This window comes from Kitasatospora phosalacinea (genome assembly GCF_000717185.1).
Classification (GTDB): domain Bacteria; phylum Actinomycetota; class Actinomycetes; order Streptomycetales; family Streptomycetaceae; genus Kitasatospora; species Kitasatospora phosalacinea_A.
The window spans coordinates 1-22812 of sequence record NZ_JNYE01000090.1; the positions used below are offsets into that span (position 1 = coordinate 1).

The 22812-nt window shown below is 71.7% G+C and carries 20 protein-coding genes; 11 read left to right on the top strand and 9 right to left on the bottom strand.

The window, feature by feature from the left end; all coding sequences use genetic code 11:
* Positions 1–516 (bottom strand): hypothetical protein (locus tag OO57_RS44225; RefSeq protein ID WP_158715266.1); only part of this gene is annotated, 516 nt, incomplete at its 3' end.
* A gap of 393 nt (positions 517–909) precedes the next feature.
* On the opposite strand from OO57_RS44225, the gene lysX reads away from it, so the two are divergent.
* The 5 genes from lysX to OO57_RS29620 all read left to right on the top strand — a co-directional run bounded on the left by lysX (position 910) and on the right by OO57_RS29620 (position 4004).
* Positions 910–2496: a bifunctional lysylphosphatidylglycerol synthetase/lysine--tRNA ligase LysX gene (gene lysX / locus OO57_RS29600; RefSeq protein ID WP_051778402.1), complete on the top strand. Its 1587-nt coding sequence runs from the start codon at positions 910–912 to the stop codon at positions 2494–2496.
* Between the two features lie 3 nt (positions 2497–2499).
* The gene (locus OO57_RS44900) at positions 2500–2652 is read left to right on the top strand and encodes a hypothetical protein (protein ID WP_033255783.1); all 153 of its coding nucleotides are present in this window, start codon (positions 2500–2502) and stop codon (positions 2650–2652) included.
* Positions 2653–2656: 4 nt separating this feature from the next.
* Positions 2657–2998 (top strand): BlaI/MecI/CopY family transcriptional regulator, encoded by a 342-nt coding sequence (locus tag OO57_RS29610; RefSeq protein WP_051778403.1) that lies wholly within the window; start codon positions 2657–2659, stop codon positions 2996–2998.
* 11 nt (positions 2999–3009) lie between these two features.
* A complete protein-coding gene (locus OO57_RS29615; protein ID WP_033213782.1) occupies positions 3010–3537 on the top strand; it encodes an amino-acid N-acetyltransferase in 528 nt (175 codons plus the stop codon).
* 104 nt (positions 3538–3641) lie between these two features.
* Entirely contained in the window at positions 3642–4004 is a 363-nt protein-coding gene (locus tag OO57_RS29620; RefSeq protein ID WP_033255784.1) for a histone-like nucleoid-structuring protein Lsr2, read from the top strand.
* A gap of 13 nt (positions 4005–4017) precedes the next feature.
* Here the strand turns inward: OO57_RS29620 and OO57_RS29625 are convergent, their stop codons facing one another.
* Entirely contained in the window at positions 4018–4449 is a 432-nt protein-coding gene (locus OO57_RS29625; protein WP_051778404.1) for a hypothetical protein, read from the bottom strand.
* Positions 4450–4914: 465 nt separating this feature from the next.
* On the opposite strand from OO57_RS29625, the gene OO57_RS29630 reads away from it, so the two are divergent.
* Both OO57_RS29630 and OO57_RS29635 read left to right on the top strand, forming a co-directional pair.
* Positions 4915–7434, top strand: a complete 2520-nt coding sequence (locus OO57_RS29630; protein WP_033255785.1) for an ATP-dependent Clp protease ATP-binding subunit — start codon at positions 4915–4917, stop codon at positions 7432–7434.
* A 439-nt stretch (positions 7435–7873) separates the two neighbouring features.
* Positions 7874–10153, top strand: coding sequence for an immune inhibitor A domain-containing protein (locus OO57_RS29635; RefSeq protein ID WP_234337558.1), 2280 nt, complete (start codon positions 7874–7876; stop codon positions 10151–10153).
* An 84-nt stretch (positions 10154–10237) separates the two neighbouring features.
* Here OO57_RS29635 and OO57_RS29640 read toward each other — a convergent pair whose 3' ends face one another.
* Positions 10238–11344, bottom strand: coding sequence for a threonine aldolase family protein (locus OO57_RS29640; protein WP_033255787.1), 1107 nt, complete (start codon positions 11342–11344; stop codon positions 10238–10240).
* A 340-nt stretch (positions 11345–11684) separates the two neighbouring features.
* Between OO57_RS29640 and OO57_RS29645 the strand changes: the two genes are divergently transcribed.
* Positions 11685–12737: a M23 family metallopeptidase gene (locus OO57_RS29645; protein WP_199811351.1), complete on the top strand. Its 1053-nt coding sequence runs from the start codon at positions 11685–11687 to the stop codon at positions 12735–12737.
* A gap of 65 nt (positions 12738–12802) precedes the next feature.
* Here the strand turns inward: OO57_RS29645 and OO57_RS29650 are convergent, their stop codons facing one another.
* Positions 12803–13399 (bottom strand): TetR/AcrR family transcriptional regulator, encoded by a 597-nt coding sequence (locus OO57_RS29650; RefSeq protein WP_033255788.1) that lies wholly within the window; start codon positions 13397–13399, stop codon positions 12803–12805.
* Positions 13400–13611: 212 nt separating this feature from the next.
* On the opposite strand from OO57_RS29650, the gene OO57_RS29655 reads away from it, so the two are divergent.
* On the top strand, positions 13612–15231 hold the full coding sequence (locus OO57_RS29655) for an MDR family MFS transporter (protein ID WP_051778406.1): 1620 nt from the start codon (positions 13612–13614) through the stop codon (positions 15229–15231).
* A gap of 72 nt (positions 15232–15303) precedes the next feature.
* Here OO57_RS29655 and OO57_RS29660 read toward each other — a convergent pair whose 3' ends face one another.
* Both OO57_RS29660 and OO57_RS29665 read right to left on the bottom strand, forming a co-directional pair.
* Entirely contained in the window at positions 15304–16209 is a 906-nt protein-coding gene (locus OO57_RS29660; RefSeq protein WP_033255789.1) for an A/G-specific adenine glycosylase, read from the bottom strand.
* A gap of 35 nt (positions 16210–16244) precedes the next feature.
* Positions 16245–16994: a rhomboid family intramembrane serine protease gene (locus OO57_RS29665; RefSeq protein ID WP_033255790.1), complete on the bottom strand. Its 750-nt coding sequence runs from the start codon at positions 16992–16994 to the stop codon at positions 16245–16247.
* Positions 16995–17127: 133 nt separating this feature from the next.
* On the opposite strand from OO57_RS29665, the gene OO57_RS29670 reads away from it, so the two are divergent.
* Positions 17128–17991, top strand: a complete 864-nt coding sequence (locus OO57_RS29670) for a hypothetical protein (RefSeq protein WP_033255791.1) — start codon at positions 17128–17130, stop codon at positions 17989–17991.
* Positions 17992–18031: 40 nt separating this feature from the next.
* Here OO57_RS29670 and OO57_RS29675 read toward each other — a convergent pair whose 3' ends face one another.
* The gene (locus OO57_RS29675) at positions 18032–19285 is read right to left on the bottom strand and encodes an MFS transporter (RefSeq protein WP_033255792.1); all 1254 of its coding nucleotides are present in this window, start codon (positions 19283–19285) and stop codon (positions 18032–18034) included.
* A gap of 103 nt (positions 19286–19388) precedes the next feature.
* On the opposite strand from OO57_RS29675, the gene OO57_RS39940 reads away from it, so the two are divergent.
* Positions 19389–20006, top strand: a complete 618-nt coding sequence (locus OO57_RS39940) for a winged helix-turn-helix domain-containing protein (RefSeq protein ID WP_158715267.1) — start codon at positions 19389–19391, stop codon at positions 20004–20006.
* Here OO57_RS39940 and disA read toward each other — a convergent pair.
* The gene (disA, locus tag OO57_RS29685; RefSeq protein ID WP_051778408.1) at positions 20003–21109 is read right to left on the bottom strand and encodes a DNA integrity scanning diadenylate cyclase DisA; all 1107 of its coding nucleotides are present in this window, start codon (positions 21107–21109) and stop codon (positions 20003–20005) included. The genes OO57_RS39940 and disA overlap by 4 nt on opposite strands.
* Before the next feature lie 121 nt (positions 21110–21230).
* Entirely contained in the window at positions 21231–22763 is a 1533-nt protein-coding gene (radA, locus tag OO57_RS29690; RefSeq protein WP_033255793.1) for a DNA repair protein RadA, read from the bottom strand.
* Between the last annotated feature and the right edge of the window lie 49 nt (positions 22764–22812).

Here is a 22812-nt window from a genome sequence, read left to right on the forward strand (position 1 = left end):
CCGCTCCGGCGTGGTCAGCACGCACGCCGGCAGCCGCACCAGCCGCAGCCGCGCCGCGTAGTCACCGCCGAAGGCCGCCCGGAACGACGACGGATCGACCTTGACGTCCACCGCCCCCGCGCCCTCCTCGGCGCCCACCGAGAACAGCACGCCGTGCACGCCCGCGCGCCGCGCGACGGACTGGTCCGCCAGCTCGACCCGCACCTTCGCGGGAGAGCCCGCTTTCCGGGCGGCACCGGTGACGGGCGCGAGCACCACCGGCGAATTCCCGGCGCGGACGGAACCGCGGCCGGCGCCTGCCAGAAGTGTTTTCCCGCTGGCCCCGGAAGAAGCCACCTCCCCCAGGTCGACCACGGCGGACTCCGCCGCCGGGAACTGCGACGCGACCCTTGGATCGTATTTGGCAAAAGCTCCCGGGCCGGGCGGGTCCACCGGTTTTGCCCAGCCGTGGGGAATCTGCTCCGTTTTCGGCACCGCGGGTGCCTTCGGCCCGCCCGCCGGAGCGGCAATTGCCACGGCGGGAAGCAGCCCGGAGAGCAGGACAACCCCTGTCACCAGCGAGAACGCCGCCCGTGGCGAAGTGCCTCTCGGCCCTCCCCTTCGCAAACGGAGACTTCCATTCCTCATGAGACCCCCTTATGAAGATATGTGCACAACCATCGATCCCACCGAGGCGATGTTTGAACCCGTCATCGCGGTCACATTTGCGTCACGCCAAATCCACACAAAGAGACCATTTCATTTCCAAGCCCCTACAACGGGGGGCCGGGCGAAACAAAATACGCGAATCAATTCGCACAAAAATGTGCTTCAACCGCGCAAAACCCCTGAACCCCCACCGATGCGCCGACTCGAGCCATAGTGGCCACCCGCGCCGAGGCGGGCCGTCAGCCTGGCTACCCTGGTGGGGTGAGCGACCAGAGCACTCTCCCCGCGACCGACGACCTCCCCGAGCAGATGCGCGTCCGGCGCGAGAAGCTGGACCGGCTCCGGGCGGCCGGCATCGACCCGTACCCGGTCGGTTTCCCCCGCACCACCACCATCGCCGAGCTGCGCGCCGAGCACCCCGACCTGGCCCCGGACACCGCCACCGGCCGGCGGGTCGGCGTCACCGGCCGGGTGGTCCTGGCCCGCACCGGCGGCAAGCTCTGCTTCGCCACGCTGCGCGACGGCTCCGGCGACCTCCAGGTGATGCTGTCCCTGGACAAGCTGGGCGCCGAGCGGCTGGCCGCCTGGAAGGGCGACATCGACCTCGGCGACCAGGTCGGCGTGGAGGGCGAGGTGATCACCTCCAAGCGCGGCGAGCTCAGCGTGATGGTCGACCGCTGGGAGCTCACCGCGAAGTGCCTGCGCCCGCTGCCCGACAAGCACAAGGGCCTGAGCGACCCGGAGGCCCGGGTCCGCCAGCGGTACGTCGACCTGATCGTGAACCCCGAGGCGCGCGAGATGCTGCAGCTGCGCACCAAGGTGATCCGCTCGATCCGCCGCACCTACGAGGACCGCGGCTACCTCGAGGTCGAGACCCCGATGCTGCAGCCGATCCACGGCGGCGCCAACGCCCGCCCGTTCAAGACCCACATCAACGCGTACGACATCGAGCTGTACCTGCGGATCGCCACCGAGCTGTACCTCAAGCGCCTGGTGGTCGGCGGCGCCGAGAAGGTCTTCGAGATCAACCGGAACTTCCGCAACGAGGGCGCGGACGCCACCCACAACCCGGAGTTCACCGCCCTGGAGTCGTACGAGGCGTACGGCGACTACGACACCCAGGCCGAGCTGATCCGGGCGATCATCGTCAACGCCGCCCGGGACGCGCTGGGCACCACCGTGGTCAGGGGCGTCGGCCCGGACGGCACCGAGCACGAGGTCGACCTGGCCGAGCCCTGGCAGGAGGTCTCGGTCTACCCGGGGATCTCCGCGCACCTGGGCACCGAGGTCACCCCCGCCACCTCCGTCGAGGAGCTGCGCAAGCTGGCCGCCCAGCACGACCTGGACCAGTACCTGGACCCGAACTGGGACCACGGCCAGATCGTGCTGGAGCTGATCGAGCGCCTGCTGGAGCACCACGCGATCAAGCCGACCTTCATCAAGGACTACCCGACCTCGGTCTCCCCGCTGACCCGGCAGCACCGCTCGATCGAGGGCGTCGCGGAGAAGTGGGACCTGGTGATCTTCGGCACCGAGATCGGCACCGCCTACTCCGAGCTGATCGACCCGGTCGAGCAGCGCGCCCGGCTCACCGCGCAGTCCCTGCTGGCGGCCGGCGGCGACGTCGAGGCGATGCAGCTGGACGAGGACTTCCTGCGCGCCCTGGAGTACGCGATGCCGCCCACCGGCGGCCTCGGCCTGGGCGTGGACCGCCTGATCATGCTGCTCACCGGCAAGAACATCCGCGAGACGGTGCTCTTCCCGCTGGTGAAGCCGGAGAAGGCCGAGAAGGCCGCGAAGAGCGAGCAGGCCGCCGACGCGGCCGCGTCCGACACCACCGAGGAGTAACCGATGGAGTACGTCAGCGCGATCGTCCCGCCGCTGGTCATGGCGATCGGTTTCGCCTTCCTGGTGCGGGCCATCATCCGCAGCCAGGGCGGCGCCCAGAAGTCGAAGGAGGACGCCGCGGCCGAGGCCCTGGCGTCGCGCTCCTCCGCCGAATAGCGGTCTGCGCGGGGGGGCGGCCGGCGCCCCCCCCGCGGGGGCGGATCTGCGGTCGGAACGCGAAATCGCCTACACCACCGTGATGACGGTGCTGGACAAGCTCTATCGAAAGGGCTGGGTGCGCCGGGAGCGCGCCGGGCGCGCGTACCGATATGAACCGGTCTCCTCCCGGGAGGCGTACACCGCCGCGCTGATGAACGACGCGTGGGCGACGAGCGACAATCCGGCCGCGGCCCTGGTGCACTTCTTCGGGATGATGTCGCCGGAACAGCGCGAGTGGCTGCGCGACGCGCTCCGGGTGGCGGGCGCCGATACCGAGGAGACCGGGCCTCCCGCGGCACGATAACGTTCCCCGGCATGGAGGTCACCATCCGCCGTGCGCGGACCACCGACGTGCGCGCCATCCGCCGGCTCATCGACACCTACTCCCGGAACGGGATTCTGCTCGACAAGCCGACCGTCACGCTGTTCGAATCCGTCCAGGAGTTCTGGGTCGCCGAACGCGACGAGGACGGCCGGGTGGTGGCCTGCGGCGCGCTCCACGTGATGTGGGAGGACCTCGCCGAGGTGCGCACCCTCGCGGTGGACCCGGTCTGCAAGGGGCTCGGCATCGGGCACCAGCTGCTGGACAAGCTGCTGGAGACCGCGCGCTGGCTCGGCGTCCGTCGGATTTTCTGCCTGACGTTCGAGGTCCCGTTCTTCTCGAAACACGGCTTCGTCGAGATCGGCGAAAACGACGATCGTACGGCAGACCCCGCCGCCGTGGCCACGGAAGTCTATGAAGAACTCCTGCGCTCGTACGACGAAGGCGTCGCCGAGTTCCTCGACCTGGAGCGGGTGAAGCCGAACACACTGGGCAACTCGCGGATGCTGCTGCACCTGTGAGACATGCCCGGCGGCACGACCTGCGACACAGGGGTTTGTGTTTTCCGGTGAAAGGCGCTTTCCTTTCTCTAGGCAATGGGTCGTTATCGCAGAAAGGGAAGCCCGTGGCACAGAGGGTTCAGGTCATTCTGGAAGACGATCTCGACGGCGGATCCGCGGACGAGACGGTGACGTTCGCCCTGGACGGCGTGGCCTACGAGATCGACCTGAAGAGCGACAACGCGGAGAAGCTGCGCGTCCTGCTCGCCCCGTACGTCGAGAAGGGCCGCAAGCAGAGCGGTCGGCTGACCGCGCCGCGGCGCGGCGGCAGCGGCGGCGGTCGGAGCTCCGGGCGGGCCGCCTCGGCCGGCCAGGCCGACACCGCCAAGATCCGCACCTGGGCGAAGGAGAACGGCCACCCGGTCAACGACCGCGGCCGCGTCCCGAGCAACGTGCGCGAGGCGTACGAGCGGGCCCACGCCTCCTGAGCTCGCGCGGCTCTCAGCGGGCGGGCGGCAGGCCCAGCCGTTCCCGCGCGCAGGCGTCCGCCAGGGCGTCCAGCAGGCGGAGCAGGTCGGGCGAGCGCAGGTCCAGGGCGGGACGGTGGGCCCCGGCCCGCAGCCAGTCCGCCGTCCGCGGTTCGGGCACCCGGGGGTCTCCCGGGTGCGCCGCGGCCGTTCCGATCGGCAGCCGCAGCTCCGGCCCCCAGCCGAGCCAGCGGAGCAGGTCGGGCACCGGCTCGGCGGCCCCGGGGGCGAGCAGGAAGGCCGCCCGGCCGGCCTGCCGGAGCACCGGCCCGGTGCGGTGCCCGAGGCGCTCCAGGCGGCCCAGCGCGGCCCGCGCGGGCCCCAGCGGGGCGGTCACCCGGTCCGATCCGCGCCAGAGCGCGGCCGCGTTCGGTGCGGCCGGGGCGACGGGCGGCGGACGGGTCACGACCTGTGCAACGCTGGAGGGGCCGGGCGGTCACGCGGCCGCCACCGGTACGGCGGTACGCCCCCGCGGCCGACCTGATGGTCCGTCACCCCTCGGGCCGGGTCGGCAGACTTCTCGCCAGGCGAACACGCACCCCGCGGAAACCGCGCGAAACCCGCCGGATTACCGGGTATGAATGCTGGTGGACGGGGTCGCAGGAGCCCGGACGCAGCACGTCGCGGGGCCGGTCGTCCGGTTCCACCGAACCGTGTTCGCCGTTGGCGTAGCGGGATCCGGTGCATCGGGCCCGCCGCTGGGAACACCGTCTCCCAGCATCAGGTTGGGAAAGGTGTCGGCTGGTCGCGCAGCATGTTGCTCCCGCTCCGTGGGAGTTCCGTAGCCGCGCTGCTGAGCGGGACTAGCATGCGGAAGGACAGGGCGGGGACGGCCCCCGAACTGACCGACCGCTCTGAGGAGCGATTAACGATGTTCGAGAGGTTCACCGACCGCGCGCGGCGGGTTGTCGTCCTGGCACAGGAAGAAGCCCGGATGCTCAACCACAACTACATCGGCACCGAGCACATCCTCCTGGGCCTGATCCATGAGGGCGAGGGTGTCGCCGCAAAGGCGCTGGAGAGCCTCGGCATCTCGCTCGAGGCGGTCCGCCAGCAGGTCGAGGAGATCATCGGCCAGGGCCAGCAGGCCCCGTCCGGCCACATCCCCTTCACCCCCCGGGCGAAGAAGGTCCTGGAGCTGTCGCTCCGCGAGGCCCTCCAGCTCGGTCACAACTACATCGGCACCGAGCACATCCTGCTCGGCCTGATCCGCGAGGGCGAGGGCGTCGCCGCCCAGGTCCTGGTGAAGCTCGGCGCCGACCTGAACCGGGTGCGCCAGCAGGTCATCCAGCTGCTGTCCGGCTACCAGGCCGGCAGCGGCAAGGAGTCCGCCACGGCCGGCGGCCCGGCCGAGGGCACCCCGTCCACCTCCCTGGTGCTCGACCAGTTCGGCCGCAACCTGACGCAGGCCGCCCGCGAGGCCAAGCTCGACCCGGTGATCGGGCGCGAGAAGGAGATCGAGCGGGTCATGCAGGTGCTGTCCCGCCGCACCAAGAACAACCCGGTGCTGATCGGCGAGCCCGGCGTCGGCAAGACCGCCGTGGTCGAGGGCCTGGCCCAGGCGATCGTCAAGGGCGAGGTCCCGGAGACGCTGAAGGACAAGCAGCTCTACACGCTGGACCTCGGCGCCCTGGTCGCCGGCTCGCGCTACCGCGGTGACTTCGAGGAGCGCCTGAAGAAGGTCCTCAAGGAGATCCGCACCCGCGGCGACATCATCCTGTTCATCGACGAGCTGCACACCCTGGTCGGCGCGGGCGCCGCCGAGGGCGCGATCGACGCCGCCTCCATCCTGAAGCCGATGCTGGCCCGCGGCGAGCTGCAGACCATCGGCGCCACCACGCTGGACGAGTACCGCAAGCACCTGGAGAAGGACGCCGCGCTGGAGCGCCGCTTCCAGCCGATCCAGGTCGCCGAGCCCTCGCTCCCGCACACCATCGAGATCCTCAAGGGCCTGCGCGACCGGTACGAGGCGCACCACCGGGTCTCGATCACCGACGCCGCCCTGGTCGCCGCCGCGACCCTGGCCGACCGGTACATCTCGGACCGCTTCCTGCCGGACAAGGCGATCGACCTGATCGACGAGGCCGGTTCCCGGATGCGCATCCGCCGGATGACCGCGCCGCCGGACCTGCGCGAGTTCGACGAGAAGATCGCCGAGGTCCGTCGCGAGAAGGAGTCCGCGATCGACGCGCAGGACTTCGAGAAGGCCGCGTCGCTGCGCGACAACGAGAAGCAGCTGCTCCAGGCGAAGGCCAAGCGGGAGAAGGAGTGGAAGGCCGGCGACATGGACGTCGTGGCCGAGGTGGACGAGGAGCTCATCGCCGAGGTCCTGGCCACCGCCACCGGCATCCCGGTCTTCAAGCTGACCGAGGAGGAGTCCTCGCGCCTGCTGCGCATGGAGGACGAGCTGCACAAGCGGGTCATCGGCCAGGAGGACGCCATCAAGGCGCTCTCCCAGGCGATCCGCCGCACCCGGGCCGGTCTGAAGGACCCGAAGCGCCCCGGCGGCTCGTTCATCTTCGCCGGCCCGTCCGGCGTCGGTAAGACCGAGCTGTCCAAGACCCTGGCGGAGTTCCTGTTCGGGGACGAGGACGCGCTGATCGCGCTCGACATGTCCGAGTTCTCGGAGAAGCACACCGTCTCGCGGCTGTTCGGCTCCCCGCCCGGGTACGTGGGCTACGAGGAGGGCGGCCAGCTCACCGAGAAGGTGCGCCGCAAGCCGTTCTCGGTCGTCCTCTTCGACGAGGTCGAGAAGGCCCACCCGGACATCTTCAACTCGCTGCTGCAGATCCTGGAGGACGGTCGCCTGACCGACTCCCAGGGCCGGGTCGTGGACTTCAAGAACACGGTCATCATCATGACCACCAACCTCGGCACCCGGGACATCTCCAAGGGCTTCAACCTGGGCTTCGCGGCCACGGGTGACGTCCAGGCCGGGTACGAGCGGATGAAGGCGAAGGTCGGCGAGGAGCTCAAGCAGCACTTCCGCCCCGAGTTCCTCAACCGCGTCGACGACATCGTGGTCTTCCACCAGCTGTCCGAGGCGAACATCATCGAGATCGTCGACCTGATGATCGCCCGGGTCGACCAGCGGATGAGGGACCGGGACATGGGCATCGAGCTCAGCCCGGAGGCCAAGAGCCTGCTGGCCAAGCGCGGCTACGACCCGATCCTGGGCGCGCGTCCGCTGCGCCGCACGATCCAGCGGGAGATCGAGGACCACCTGTCCGAGAAGATCCTGTTCGGTGAGCTGCGGTCGGGCCACATCGTGGTCGTCGGCGTGGAGGGCGAGGGCAAGGAAGCCAAGTTCACCTTCCGCGGCGAGGAGAAGTCCCCGGTGGCGGACACTCCGGCGGCGGTCACGGCGGCCGGGCCGGACCTGACCAAGTAATAGCGCCGCAAAGCGTTTCGCGGGCCTCCGCCCCCGACCTGACCAGGTCGGGGGCGGAGGCTTTTTCGTGCTGCGCTTTTCAGTTGAAAAACTGTTTAGGTTTCCGTGTGCTGTGAATGCGGGCCCGCGGGGCCGCCGAACGGGTGCGACACGCCACGGTGCGGACACGACCGACCCGTGGACTCCGGGGCCCGTAGGTAGATTGACGGATCATCAGGCGATCCGGGTTGCGGGAGCATAGCGGCGTGGCCATGCCATGGTCAAGGTCTTTCTTTTTTACCGGACCTTGGGTCAAATGTCGTCCACCTGTCTCGCATTGGTACACCGGTCCGGCCACCAGCCCCACCGGTAAGGGGAGGACGTCACCACGTTGAAAATAACCAAGAGGGCTCTCGCGGCTTCCGCCGCCGTCGCGGTGACCGCCGCGCTGGGTGCCGGAATGCTGCCGGGCACGGCCACCGCCGCCCCGGCCGACACGAGGGTCACCGACCCGGCCGACGTCATCCAGAACGACAGCGTCCCGCGCGAACTGCAGAGCCCGCTGGCCGAGAAGCAGCAGGCCGAGCAGAACGCCGCGGTCGAGCAGCTGGTCAACGGCACCGCGAAGGTCGAGAAGCACGGCAGCGGCTCCTCGGTCAAGCTGGGCCGCGACAAGTACGTCGAGCTCTCCCGCGAGCGCACCGACAAGATCTTCACGATCCTCGTCGACTTCGGCGACCAGGTGGACAACACCACGACGACCGCCGACGGCAAGGTCAAGTACGGTGGCACGCCCGGCCCGGCGCGCAACCAGATCGCCGCTCCGGACCGCGCGAAGGACAACTCGACGGCCTGGCAGGCGGACTACAACCAGGCGCACTACCAGGACATCTACTTCGCGAAGGACAAGCCTTCGCTGAAGACGTACTACGAGCGCCAGTCCTCCGGCCGGTACTCGGTCGACGGCCTGGTCACCGACTGGGTGCGGGTGCCGTGGAACGAGGCCCGCTACGGCTCGGACTACTGCGGCCAGCACGTCTGCGCCAACGCGCAGGACCTGATCCGCGACGGCATCAACGCCTGGGTCGCCGGCCAGAAGGCCCAGGGCCGCACCGACGCCCAGATCAAGGCCGACCTGGCGCAGTACGACCAGTGGGACCGTTACGACTACAACGGCAACGGCAACTTCAACGAGCCGGACGGCTACCTGGACCACTTCCAGATCGTCCACGCCGGTGAGGACCAGTCGGCCGGCGGCGGCGTCCAGGGCACCGACGCGCTGTGGGCGCACCGCTCGTACGCGTACGCCAACCAGGCGGGCAAGACCGGCCCGGACGACAACAAGCTCGGCGGCACCCAGATCGGCGCCACCGGCCTGTGGGTCGGCGACTACACCATGCAGCCGGAGAACGGCGGCCTGGGCGTGTTCGCCCACGAGTTCGGCCACGACCTCGGCCTGCCGGACCTGTACGACACCACCGGCACCCCGGGCGTCGACAACTCGGTCGGCTTCTGGTCGCTGATGTCCTCCGGTTCCTGGCTGGGCGAGGGCAAGAACGAGATCGGCGACATGCCGAACGACCTGGACGTCTGGTCGAAGCTCAAGCTGGGCTGGCTGAACTACGACACCGCCAAGGCGGGCCAGACCTCGCTCTCGCTGCTCGGCCCGGTCGAGTACAACACCAAGCGCAAGCAGGGCCTGGTCGTCAACCTGCCGGCCAAGACCGTCACCACCGAGATCAACACCCCGTTCGAGGGTGGCAACGAGTGGTGGAGCGGCAGCGCCGACGACCTGAACGTCTCGCTGACCCGTGACGTCGACCTGACCGGCAAGAGCTCGGCCGCGCTGACCGCGAAGGCCTGGTACGAGCTGGAGACGGACTACGACTACGCGTACGCCGAGGTCTCCACCGACGGCGGCAAGAACTGGACCGCGCTGGCCGGCACCTTCAACGGCGCCGCGCTGCCGGACAACGCGATCAACGGCAGCTCGAACGGCGCGTGGGGCGACCTGTCCTTCTCGCTGAACGCGTACGCCGGGCAGGCCGTCAAGGTCCGCTTCCACAACACCACCGACGGCGGCGTCCACTACAAGGGCCTGGCCCTGGACAACATCGCGGTGACCGCGGACGGCGCGGCCCTGTTCACCGACGGCGCCGAGAACGGCGACAACGGCTGGACCGCCGCGGGCTTCTCCCGGATCTCCGGCAAGTTCGCCAAGGACTACGACCAGCACTACCTGGTCGAGAACCGCCAGTACGTCTCGTACGACACCACGCTGAAGACCGGCCCGTACAACTTCGGCTCGGCCGCGCGTCCGGACTGGGTGGAGCACTACGCCAACCAGAACGGCATCCTGATCTGGCTGTGGGACTCCTCGCAGTCCGACAACAACGTGGCCGACCACCCGGGCCAGGGCCTGATCCTGCCGGTCGACGCCCACCCGGCGCCGATCAAGTGGAACGACGGCACGCTGATGCGTCCGCGCTTCCAGTCGTACGACGCGACCTTCGGCTTCGAGCGCACCGACGGCCTGAGCCTGCACAAGGCCGACGCGCCCACCAGGATCCCGAGCTCGCGCGGGGTGACGGTCTTCAACGACCACACCACCAAGTACTGGTTCGACGAGAACCCGTACAGCGGCGTCCAGGTCCCGGACACCCACACCAAGATCGAGGTGCTGTGGCAGTCCGGCAACAACCTGGAGGCCATGATCAAGGTCTCTCCCGTCCGGAAGTGACGTCTGATCGGTAGTGCGTGCGGGCCCCGGCGGTTTCCGAACCGCCGGGGCCCTTCGCGTGCCCGGGAGCGGCCCGGGACGGGGTCAGAGCAGGGCGAGGAAGTCCTCCAGCGCCTCGGTGACCTCCTTGGCGCTCCACTCCTCGGCGTCGGCGAGCACCGTCACCTCGGTCATCGACAGGCCGGGGAGCGGGCCGGGCTCGCGCCAGCCGCCGAACAGCGCGACGCCCTGCTCCTCGGCCTGCCGGTGGCCGGCCTCGTTGAGCCGGTCGGCGGGGTGCGGCAGCCAGAACTGGAACTGGTGGGTGTGCGGCGGGGCCGGGTGGACCCGGGCGCCGGGGGCCTCGGCGAGCGCGGCGGCGACCACCTTGGCGTGCGCCACGTACCCGGGCAGGCGGGGCAGTTCGCGCTCCAGGCCGTCCAGCGCGGAGAGCACCGCGGGCCACTGCTGCCAGAGGTTGCCGCCGTAGCGGTGCCGCCAGACCTTGATCCGGCGGACGTACTCCTCCTCGCCCGCGACCAGGGCGCCGCTGTGGCCGCCGAGCGACTTGTAGCAGGAGACGTACACCGACCCGGCCCGGGCGCAGACCTCCGGCAGGGTGCGGCCCAGGTGCGGGGCGGACTCCCAGAGCCGGGCGCCGTCCAGGTGGACCGGGCGGCCCTGCTGCTCGGCCAGCTCGTACAGCGCCTCCAGCTCCGCCCAGTCGGGCAGCAGGAAGCCCGCGTCGCGCAGCGGGAGCTCCAGCATCAGCACGTCGTACGGCTCGTCGAGGGCGGCCAGCTCGGCGGCGGCGGGGTGCCGCCGGGCGCCGGTCTGCGGGACGCTGCGCAGGCCGGAGAGGACCTGGTGGGCGCGGCGCTCGTGCACCTCGGGGTGGGCGAGCGGGTGCATGGCGACCACCGGGCCGTGGGTGTCGGCCCAGGCCTTCAGGGCGGCCTGCTGGGCCATCGTCCCGGTCGGGAAGTAGGCGGCGTCGGGCTTGCCGAGCAGTTCGGCGGTGCGGCGCTCCAGGGTGCGGACGATGCCGTTGCCGTACATGTCGACGGGTTCGTCCAGCGGGTGGGGGCCGTCGGCCAGGGCGGCGAGGGAGGCCAGGGCCTCCCGGACGGTCTGCGGGCGGCTGCCGGAGAGCAGGCGGTCGGCCTGGCGGCGGGTGCGGAAGCGGCGGTCCAGAACAGGGGTGTCGTTCATCAGCTGATCATCTCCGACGATGAGGTGGGATCGGATGGTGCAGCTGGTTCGAACGCCTGTTGTACCCGGGCTGGTTCGGGCCCAAACCGGACGGCTTCCGGTGGCGCTGCTCACAGCACATTTCCGACATACGACCCGGGATAGGAGGTTTGGGGCGCCGAAACCCGGGCCGCCCGCTGGCCCGGGGGCCCTTTTGCCCGACTTGTGCACTACGGACCGTCGTAGGTCACACTCTTGGGCCTTCGCATCCGGGTCGTTTACACCGGAGTCGTTGCACCAGTTCGGCGAGCCCCACCGGCTCGGCCCCGCACTGGCCCCGTCCGTGAGGTACCGACTCCCGATGCGTTCTCTCCCCGCCACCGGCCGCCGGCTTCTCCAGGCGATCAGCACCCGGCACGTCCGCTCGGTCCTGTCCGCCCGCCCGCTCACCACGGCCCGGCTGGCCCCCGCCAAGGCGCTCGCCTCCGGCGCGGCCGTGGTCGCCGCCGGCGCGCTGCTGATCCCGACCGGCCAGGCCATCGCGCAGGGCTCGCACCCGGCGGCCGAGCAGGCCGCCGTCACGACCGCCGCGGCCCCCGCCGACAGCGGCTCCAAGGAGCTGAAGCTCCAGCTGCCGACCGCGGCCGGCGCCGAGAGCCAGCAGGTCAAGAGCGTCAAGGACGCGATCGCCGCCGCCCTGGAGCAGGACGGCGGCGGCCACCAGGACGGGCAGGCGCAGCACCAGGACGAGCAGGCCAGCCGCAGCGAGCAGCGCACCGGGCTGACCGTCACGGACCAAGCCGCGACCCCCGCCGCCGAGCAGCCCGCAGCCCCCGCCGAGCAGCCCGCGGCCCCCGCCGCCGAGCAGCCCGCCGAGCAGCCCGCGGCCCCCGCCGAGCAGCAGCCCGCGGCCCCCGCCGCCGAGCAGCAGGCCGCCCCCGCCCCTGCCGCCACGGCGCCGACCCCGGAGCCCGAGCCGACGCCGGAGCCGGAGCCGGTCAAGCCGTCCTGGTCCTCCCCCGCGCCGGGCGCGACGATCAGCAACCCGTACCACAAGACCAACGCCGCGTACGCGGCCGGCTACCACACCGGCACCGACTTCGCGGTCTCGGTCGGCACCCCGCTGCTGGCGGTCGGCGACGCCACCGTGGTGTCCTCCGGCTACGCGGGCGCCTACGGCAACCAGATCGTGCTGAAGCTCTCCGACGGCCGCTACGCGCAGTACGCGCACCTGTCGAAGCTGGGCGTGAAGGCCGGGCAGCACGTGAGCGCGGGCGACCAGGTCGGCAAGTCCGGCAACACCGGCAACTCGCACGGCCCGCACCTGCACTTCGAGATCCGCACCGCGAACCAGTACGCGAAGGTGATCGACCCGGTCGCCTACCTGAAGCAGCACGGCGCGAACAACTTCTGATCCGCCCGCCGCTCCCGCAACCTCCGAGCCGTCCGCGCCCACCGCGCGGGCGGCTCGGCGCGCGACTACCGGACGGGCGGCTCGATGCGGGCCGCGACCTCCAGGGCGACCTCCAGGGCGGCGTCCATCGCCTCCTCGACCGAGGCGACCGGCTGGCCGGGCTCGCACAGCTCGGCCTTGAGCAGGAACATCGCCGAGTGCACGGAGGTCAGCGCGACGGTGGCGCGCAGCTTGTCGCGGAAGGTCGGCTCCGGCCCGTGCAGCAGGGTGATCATCCGGATCATCCGGTCCTTGAACGCCAGCCCGGCCGCGGACTCCCGCAGCGCGGGCTGGTTCTCGTGGAAGAAGCGCAGCAGCGGGGCCCGCTCGCCCATCCCGGCCGCGAACCGGCGCAGCAGTTCGTCGCGCAGCTCGGGCGACCAGGGCTTGCCCTCGCCGTAGGCGATGGCGTCGTCGAGCGGGGCGGCCATCTTCTCGACGATGCCGCGGACGATGTCGTCCTTGGTCTTGAAGTGGTAGTAGAGGGCCGCCTTGGTGACGCCGAGGCGGTCGGCGATCTCCCGCAGCGAGGTCTTCTCGTAGCCGTTCTCGGCGAACAACTCCAGGGCCACGTCGATGATCCGCGCTCTGGTGTCGCTGCGGGGGCTCTGGGTGGTGGTCATCGCTGGCGGCCTGCCTCGGTGAGCGGGTGCGGACTGCGGGTGTCAAGGTCCGGTTCTGTTGGCATTGTCCCTGCCCAGGGGGGCTGTTTCGAAACTGGCTTGACGACCGGCTAGGGAACAACTTACCGTGCCGGACGACGATTAACTAGCCGGTCGTCAAGTAAGTACCGCCGCGGCACCCCGCGGCACCTGTGCCCCGGGAGAGACGCACCATGACAACCCAGCAGTCTGCGGCGGTTCCGGAGGAACCCGTCGTCGAACTCGGGAAGCCCGACGAGTTCGAGCAGCGCCCGCACCGCGAGATCCGCATGGTGATGGTCGGCCTGGTCATCACCATGCTGCTCGCCATGCTCGACAACCTGATCGTCGGCACCGCGATGCCCCGCATCGTCGGTGAGCTGAACGGCGCCGAGCACATGTCCTGGGTGGTGACGGCCTACACCCTGGCCACCGCCGCCTCCACCCCGATCTGGGGCAAGGTCGGTGACCTGTACGGCCGCAAGGGCTCGTTCCTGGTCTCGATCGCGATCTTCCTGCTCGGCTCGGCGCTGTCCGGCATGTCGCAGAGCATGACCCAGCTGATCGCCTTCCGCGCCGTCCAGGGCCTGGGCGCCGGCGGCCTGATGGTCGGCGTGATGTCGATCATGGGTGCGCTGGTCCCGCCGCGCGACCGCGGCAAGTACCAGGGCATGTTCGCCGCCGTGATGGCGCTGGCCACCGTCGGCGGCCCGCTGATCGGCGGCTTCATCACCGACCACCTGAACTGGCGCTGGACGTTCTACGTCAACCTGCCGCTGGGTGCGATCGCGCTGGTCTTCATCGTCGTCGTGCTGAAGCTGCCCAAGGTCCGCTCCAACGCGAAGATCGACTACTTCGGCGCGGCCCTGCTCACCGTCGGCATCGTCGCGGCCGTGCTGGTCACCACCTGGGGCGGCCACGAGTACGCCTGGGGCTCGAAGCAGATCCTCGGCCTGGCCGCGCTCGGCGTGGCCTCGCTGATCGGCTTCTGCTACGTCGAGCAGCGGGTCGCCGAGCCGGTCATCCCGCTCCAGCTGTTCCGCAACCGGAACTTCACCATGGTCTCGATCATCGGCTTCATCGTCGGCTTCTCGATGTTCGGCGCGGTGACCTTCCTGCCCACCTACCAGCAGATCGTGCAGGGCGCCTCGGCGACCAACTCCGGCCTGCTGCTGATGCCGATGATGTTCGGCATGCTGGTGGTCTCGCTGGCGGTCGGCCAGGCCATCACCAAGACCGGCAAGTACCGGATCTACCCGATCATCGGCACCGCGGTGATGGCCGGCGGCTCGCTGCTGCTGTCCACCCTCGCCGTGGACACCGGCAAGTTCGCCTCCTCCTGCTACATGGTGGTGCTCGGCGCCGGCATGGGCTTCCTGATGCAGGTCACCATGCTGGTCGCGCAGAACAGCGTGGAGATGAAGGACATGGGCGTCGCCTCGTCCTCCGCCACCCTGTTCCGCACCATCGGCGGCTCCTTCGGCGTCGCGCTGTTCGGCACGCTGTTCGTCAACCAGGTCAACGGCTCGGTCAAGCACCTGCCCCCGGAGACGCTGGCCAGGATGGCGCAGCAGGGCGGCGGCGGCGAGGGCATGTCGGCGATGAACCCGGCCACCATGAAGAGCCTGCCGCCCGAGGCGGTCGGCGCCTACCAGCACGGCATCGCCAACGGCATGCACACCGTCTTCCTGTGGGGCGCGGTGATCAGCGTGGTCGCCGTCGCCGCCGCGCTGTTCATCCGCGAGGTCAAGCTCCGCGGTGGCGCGGACGCCGCCGAGGCCAAGGCCGAGGCCGCCATGGAGGGCGCACTCTGAGGCCCGCCCGGCCCTGAACGACGGACGGCCCGCCGCCCCCGACCGGGGCGGCGGGCCGCTGCGCGCGCGGCCTCACTGCGGCAGGCGGTAGGTGCCCGGCCCGACCGGCTCCACCAGCCCGTCGGCGACCAGCCCGTCCAGCGCCCGGGCCCGCTGGACCGCGTCCGGCCAGACCACGTCCAACTGCCCCTGCTCGACCAGCCCGTGGGCGTCCCGCAGCACCGCGAGCAGCTTGCCGCGCACCTGCCGGTCGGTGCCCTCGTACGTCTGCCCGCGGCGGGCCGGGCCCTGGTACGGGGGGCGGCCGGCCCGCTGCCAGGCGCAGTCGGCGCGCAGCGGGCAGGCGCCGCACTCCGGGCCGCGGGCGGTGCAGACCAGGGCGCCCAGCTCCATCACCGCGACCGCCCAGGTGGCGGCCCGCTCGTCGGTGGCGGGCAGCAGCTCGTGCGCGGTGCGGCGCTCGGCGGCGGTGGTGGCGTTCGCCGGGTACTCGACGCCGGTGACCGCCCGGGCGAACACCCGGCGCACGTTGGTGTCCAGCACCGCGTGCCGCTGCCGGAAGGCGAACGAGGCGACCGCGGCCGCCGTGTACTCCCCCACCCCGGGCAGCGCCAGCAGCTGCGCGTGGTCCTCGGGCACCGCGCCGCCGTGCCGCTCGGTGATCGCGACGGCCGCGCCGTGCAGCCGCAGCGCGCGGCGCGGGTAGCCGAGCCGGCCCCACATCCGCACCGCCTCGCCGGGCGCGTCCGCGGCCAGGTCGGCGGGCGTCGGCCAGCGCTCCAGCCAGGCCGCGTACGCGGGCAGCACCCGCTTCACGGGCGTCTGCTGGAGCATGAACTCGCTGACCATCACGGCCCACGGCGAGGCGTCCGGGGCCCGCCAGGGCAGGTCGCGGGCGTGGGCCTCGTACCAGCCGATGACGGTCGAGTGCAGCGCCTGGACGGCGCCCGGGGCAAGGGTCGGAGCAGTGGCAGCCATGGTCCTCCGATCCTGCCACGACCGGGCCCGCGGGCTTAAAGCCCCAGGTCGTCGAGCTCCTTGAGCAGGGCCGCCCGCGGACTGGCCGGGGCCGCCGCGGCCTGGACGCCCTTCTTGTCCGGGGAGGGCACCGGCAGGCCGTCGCCCCCGGCGGGCGACGCGGCGGCGGACCGCTTCGGGCTCCGGTCGCGGAAGATCCAGGCGCCCGCCAGGCCGCCGAGCAGGCCGCCGAGGTGGCCCAGCCAGGACACCCCGGGGGTGCCCGGGACGGCCGCGGTCAGGACGTAGGCGAAGGAGGCGCCCATCACCAGGCCGATCAGCGAGTCGATCAGGTGCCGGTCGAACAGGCCGCGCAGCACCACGTAGCCGAGGTAGCCGTAGACCAGGCCGCTCGCGCCGACGGTCACCGTGCCGCTGTCCTGGAACAGCCAGACCGTCATCCCGCTGGTCACCACCAGCAGCGCCGTCAGCCCGAGGAACTTGCCCACCCCGCGGTAGGCGGCGAGGAAGCCGAACACGAACAGCGGGCCGGAATTGCCCTCCAGGTGCTGCCAGTTCGCGTGCAGGAAGGGCGCGGTCAGCAGGTACCCGAGCGTGTCCGGGTCGTGCGGGCGGATGCCGTGCATCATGGCCATCCGCCCGTCCAGCAGCCAGTTCACCAGCTGTGTCGCCCAGACCATGCACAGGAAGCCGAACATGACGAAGAACGCGCGCCGAGCCTCGGCGATCATCTGCGCCGGGTCGATGCCGGCGCCGGCGGGGGCGTGGTGGTGCGGTGCGGCCATGAGGGCGACTATAGGGCGGCGCGCCGACGTGTCGAGTCCCCCTTCCGGACCAAATGGCGGATCATGTGAAAGAAGTGGTCACGGTGAGGTGTTGATGCGTCAACAGGTGCACGAGGTCTCGTAGAGTTTGCGCGTGCCTTCTCTGCGCCAGCCCGTCGGTCCGCTGCCCGCCTCGATCTACTGGCGGCGCCGTGTCGTGGTCCTCATCGCCCTCGCCGTGGTCCTCCTCGTGATCGGCGTGCTCGCGTTCGGCGGCGGCGACGACAAGCAGAAGAAGACCGCCGGGAGCAGCCCGCTGCCCGCGCCCGCCCAGTCCATCACCCCCGGCGCCTCCCCCACCGGCCCGGCGATCACCACCCGCCCCGGCGGCAGCGGCGGCTCCTCCGGCGGTTCCGGGGGTTCGAGCGGCGGTTCGACCGGCGGCGCGGGCGGCGAGATCAGCGTCACCGGCGGGAACTCCTCCGGCGGCGGTAGCGGCACGGGCAGCGGCGGTTCGACCGGCGGCAGCGGCGGCGGCACGGGCTCCGGCGGCTCCCGCGCCGGCGGCGGGGCCTCGCCGGCCGTCAACACCACCGAGGTGATGGCCCTGCCGGTGTGCACCACCTCGCAGCTCACCCTGGAGCTCGCCCCGGCGCAGAACTCGTACGCGGCGCAGGAGAAGCCGGAGCTGGCGCTGACCGTCCGCAACTCCTCGGGGGCGGGCTGCCGGATCAACCTCTCGCACGAGCACTCCTTCCTGACCGTGACCTCCAGCGCCAACGAGCGGGTCTGGTCCTCCGCCGACTGCATCCCCGAGCGCACCGACGCCTGGGCCCAGATCGGCGGCAACAGCGGCGTCACCGAGACCTTCACCTGGGACCGCAGCCGCTCCAAGCCCCAGTGCGCCACCGCCGACCCGACGCCCGCCCAGCCGGGCAACTACCTCGTCCAGGCCGACCTCACCGGCCCGGCCGGCGGCCCGCTCACCGCCCGGACCTCCGTCCGGTTGGAGGGCTGAGCACCGGCCCCCACGCGCGCGTCCCGCCGTTCTCGGCCGATCATGCCGTCCAGCTGGTCCCGCGCAGGGCGCGGCCGAGGGTGAGCGGGAGGAGCGCGGCGGCGAGGGCCGCGGCGAGCAGGAGCAGGACGGTCGGGGCCGGGATCCGGTCGAGCAGCAGGCCCGCGGTCATCGTGCCGAGCGGGAGGCCCGCCATCAGGAGGGTCATGGTGCCGGCCATCGCGCGGCCGCGCATCGCCTCGGGGACGCGCTGGAAGACCAGGACGTCCAGCATGACGCGCAGGGCGGGCACACCGAGCCCGGTCAGGGCGAGCGCGGCGAGGACCACCAGCGGGCCGGGCGCCGCCGCGGGGGCGGCGAAGGAGAGCACCGCGGCCCAGGCGACGACCAGCAGCAGGGCGCCGGGGCTCAGCAGGCGGTGCAGGCGGGAGACCAGCAGCGCGCCGAGCAGGCCGCCGACGGCCTCGCCGGTGAGGGCCAGGCCGATGCCCGCCTCGGAGGTGCCGTGGTCGCGGAGCAGGACCATGGCGGCGAGGAGCATCGCCGAGCCGGTGAGGTTGAGCGCGGCGACGACCAGCAGGGTGCCGCGCAGCATCCGGTTGGCGAACAGGTAGCGCAGGCCGGCGAACGCGGCGCCCCGCTCCTTGCCGCCCGCCCGCGCCCGCTCGTCCGGGCGGGAGTCGAAGCGGACGGCGACGCTCGCGCCGAGGGCGAGGCCGGAGGTGAGGACGGTGGCCAGGAAGGGCACGGCGGTGCCGAGGCCGAGCAGGAACCCGGCCAGCGGCGGGCCGGCCAGCGCGGCGCCGTTGACCCGGAGTTCGTCCTGGGAGAGGGCCTGGCGGAGCTGCTCGGGCGGGACGACGACGCGCAGCGCGAGCATCCGGGCGGGGCCGCCGTAGGCCATGGTCGCGCCGATGGCGGCGGCGGCGAGCAGCGCGTGCGGGACGGTCAGCCGGTCGGCGGCCAGGGCGAGCGCGACGCTGAGCGCGGTGAGCAGCCGGACGGTGTCGGCCAGGACCAGGATCCGCCGCCGGTCGTGCCGGTCGGCGACCGTGCCGCCGTGCAGGCCGAACAGCACGGAGGCGCCGAACTGGACGGCGCCGAACGCCCCGGCCACCGTCGGGGAGCCGGTCATCGCGAGCAGCAGCAGCGGGTACGCGGTGTCGGCGAGGCAGGTGCCGAGCATCGCGGACGCGGAGCCGGCCCAGAGCGTCTGGAAGCGGCGGTTGCGGCGCAGCGGCACCGCGGCGGCCTCCGGTTCGAGCGTCGCGGTCGTCCCTCGTTCCTCGTTCATGTCTCCGCCCATGTTCACGACTCGGCAACCATTCACGTGTACGTGAATGGTTGCACAGCCGAGAATAATTGCGCAAGCGTTGACGCTATGGCTGAATGTGAACGTGGTGGATCAGATGAAGGAGCGCGAGGTCACGGACGTCGCGACGCTGAAGGCCCTGGCGGACCCGCTGCGACTGGCCGTCCTCGGGGTGCTGATGAAGCGCGACCCGGAGCCGGTGTCGGTGAAGGAGGTCGCCGCCGAGCTCGACGAGGCGCCGACCAAGCTGTACCGGCACGTCAAGCAGCTGGAGCAGACCGGGCTGGTGTACGTGGCGGAGACCCGGCTGGTCTCCGGGATCGTGGAGAGCCGCTACCGCTCGGCCCAGCAGTCACTGCGGCTGTCGCCGCAGGTCTTCGCGGAGGGTGGGGAGCAGCCGGCCGTGCTGGAGGCGGTGCTGGCCGCGATGGACCTGGTGCGCTCCGAGTTCCAGCGGCACTTCCTGTCCGGACGGATCGACATGTCCCCGGAGAAGCGGACCGGCAAGTTCGCGCACGCCACCCTCCGGCTCAGCCCGGAACGGCTGCGGCGGCTGCGCGAACGGATGAACGAGGCGCTGGACGAGGCGTTCGCGGAGGAGGACCACACCGGCCCGGACGCCGTCGAGGTGACCCTGTTCGCGCTGCTCTACGCGGTGGACCCGCCGGCGGAGGAGCAGGGCCCGGAGGAGGAGCAGGGCTAGACGTACCGCTCCAGGATCGAGGACTCGGCGAGCCGGGACAGCCCCTCGCGCACCGAGCGGGCCCGGGTCTCGCCGACGCCCTCGACGGTCTGCAGGTCGTCGATGGACGCGGCGAGCAGCTTCTGCAGGCCGCCGAAGTGGTCGACCAGGCGCTCGATGACGGTGTTGGGCAGCCGCGGCACCTTGGCCAGCAGCCGGTAGCCGCGCGGGGAGACCGCGGAGTCCAGCGACTCGGGGGTGCCGGTGTAGCCGAGCGCCTTGGCGACGGTCTGCAGGTCGAGCAGCTCGGCGTGGGTGAGCGCCTCCAGGTCGGCGAGCACCTCGGTGACGGTGCGGCCCTTCTTGGCCGCGCGGTCCGGGAAGTAGTCGCGCACGACGAGTTCGCGCTCCGGCTCGACGCCGGCGATCAGCTCGTCCAGCTGCAGCGAGAGCAGCCGGCCGTCGGTGCCGAGCTCCAGCACGTACCCGGCGATCTCGCCCGCGATCAGCCGGACCATCTCCAGGCGCTGCACCACCGCCGAGACGTCCCGGACGGTGACCAGGTCCTCGATCTCCAGCGCGGACAGGGTGCCGGCCACCTCGTCGAGGCGGAGCTTGTAGCGCTCCAGGGTGGCCAGCGCCTGGTTGGCGCGGGACAGCACGGTGGTGGAGTCCTCCAGCACCCGGCGGGCGCCGTTGACGTAGATGGCGATCAGCCGCATCGAGTGCGAGACCGCGACCACCGGGTAGCCGGTCTGCCGGTTGACCCGCTCGGCGGTGCGGTGGCGGGTGCCGGTCTCGTCGGTGGGGATGTTCGCGTCCGGCATCAGGTGGACGCCCGCGCGCAGGATCTTGGCGTGGTCCTTGTCCAGGATCACCGCGCCGTCCAGCTTGCACAGCTCGCGCAGCCGGGTGGCGGTGAACTCGACGTCCAGCACGAAGCCGCCGGTGCACAGCGCGTCCACGCTCTTGTCGAAGCCGAGGACGATCAGGCCGCCGGTGTTGGCCCGGAGCACCCGCTCCAGGCCGTCCCGCAGCGCCGTGCCCGGCGCGATCGCACTGAGGGAAGCCCGCAGCAGGGCCTCCTCGCGGGAGGACTTGTCCGCCCGGTCGATGGCTGCCACGTGACTCCTTGGGCCGACCCGAACCGTGTGCCGCGGCGGCCGACGGTCTGTCTGTTGTTGCTGCGAATGATGCCGATGAGCAGGTGAAGTCTAACTGCGTACGGCCGTGGCGGGGCGTGGGTCAGCCCAGTTCGTCCGAGTCGACCGGCTCCCAACCCGCCATCAGCTCCTCCGGGAAGGCCGGGACGGGGGACTGGGCGCGGGCCCGGGCGAGCGCCTGGGCGCCCGGATCGGCGGGCGTGCGGGCCGGCGGGGCGGCGTCCGCGCGGGGCTTCGAGCGGGAGCGGCGGCCCGGGATCGCCCGCAGCGCCTCGCCGATGTCGGCGACCTCCACCACCTTCATGCCCGCCGGGACCTTGCCCGGGTCCGGCGGGACGAGGGCGTGCGTGAAGCCGAGCCGGTGCGCCTCGGCGAGGCGGCGCTGCACGCCCGTCACCCGCCGCACCTCGCCCGCCAGGCCGACCTCGCCGATCGCCACCAGGTTGTTCGGCAGCGGCGTGTCGGTGGAGGAGGAGGCCACCGCCAGGGCGATCGCCAGGTCCGCCGAGGGCTCGGTGAGCTTCACGCCGCCGACCGTGGCCGTGTAGATGTCCTGCTTGCCGAGCTTCACGCCGCCGTGCCGCTCGACCACCGCCAGGATCATCGCGATCCGCGGCGACTCCAGGCCGGAGGTGGTGCGCCGCGGCGAGGGGATCTGCGAGTCGACCATCAGCGCCTGCACCTCGGCCACCAGCGGGCGCTTGCCCTCCAGCGTGACGGTCAGGCAGGTGCCGGGGACGGCCTTGTCGCGGCGGGTCAGGAACAGGCCGGACGGGTCGGCCAGGCCGACGATGCCCTCGTCGTGCAGCTCGAAGCAGCCGACCTCGTCGGTCGCGCCGTAGCGGTTCTTGACGCCGCGGATCAGCCGCAGCCGGGCGTGCCGGTCGCCCTCGAAGGAGAGCACCACGTCCACCAGGTGCTCCAGCAGGCGGGGGCCGGCGATCTGGCCGTCCTTGGTGACGTGGCCGACCAGCAGGGTGGCCATGCCGCGCTCCTTGGAGGCGCGGATCAGCGCGCCCGCCACCTCGCGGACCTGGGCCGGGCCGCCGGGCGCACCGTCCAGCTCGGCGGAGGCCACGGTCTGCACCGAGTCCATGACCAGCAGCGAGGGGTTGACCGCCTCGACGTGGCCGAGGACCGCGCCCAGGTCCTGCTCGGCGGCGAGGTAGAGGTGGTCGGAGAGCGCGTTGATCCGGTCCGCCCGCAGCCGCACCTGGCCGGCGGACTCCTCTCCGGTGACGTACAGCGTGCGGTGCCGGTCGCTGGCGGCCTTCGCCGCGACGTCCAGCAGCAGCGTCGACTTGCCGACGCCGGGCTCGCCCGCGAGCAGCACCACGGCGCCCGGCACCAGGCCGCCGCCGAGCACCCGGTCCAGCTCCGGGACGCCGGTGGAGCGGGCGGTGGCCACCTGGCCGTCGACCTGCCCGATCGGCTTGGCGGGCGCGGAGACCGGCCCGGCCGCGGTCGTCCGGACCGGGACGGCGCCGTGCTCCTCCACCGTGCCCCAGGCGTTGCACTCGGTGCAGCGGCCGACCCACTTGAGCAGTTGGGCGCCGCACTCGGTGCAGCGGTACGAGGGGCGCGCCTTGGCGGTGGTCTTGGTACGGGCAGCCATGCGGGCCACGGTAGCGCCTCGCACCGACAACGCCCGGACGTCACCCGAA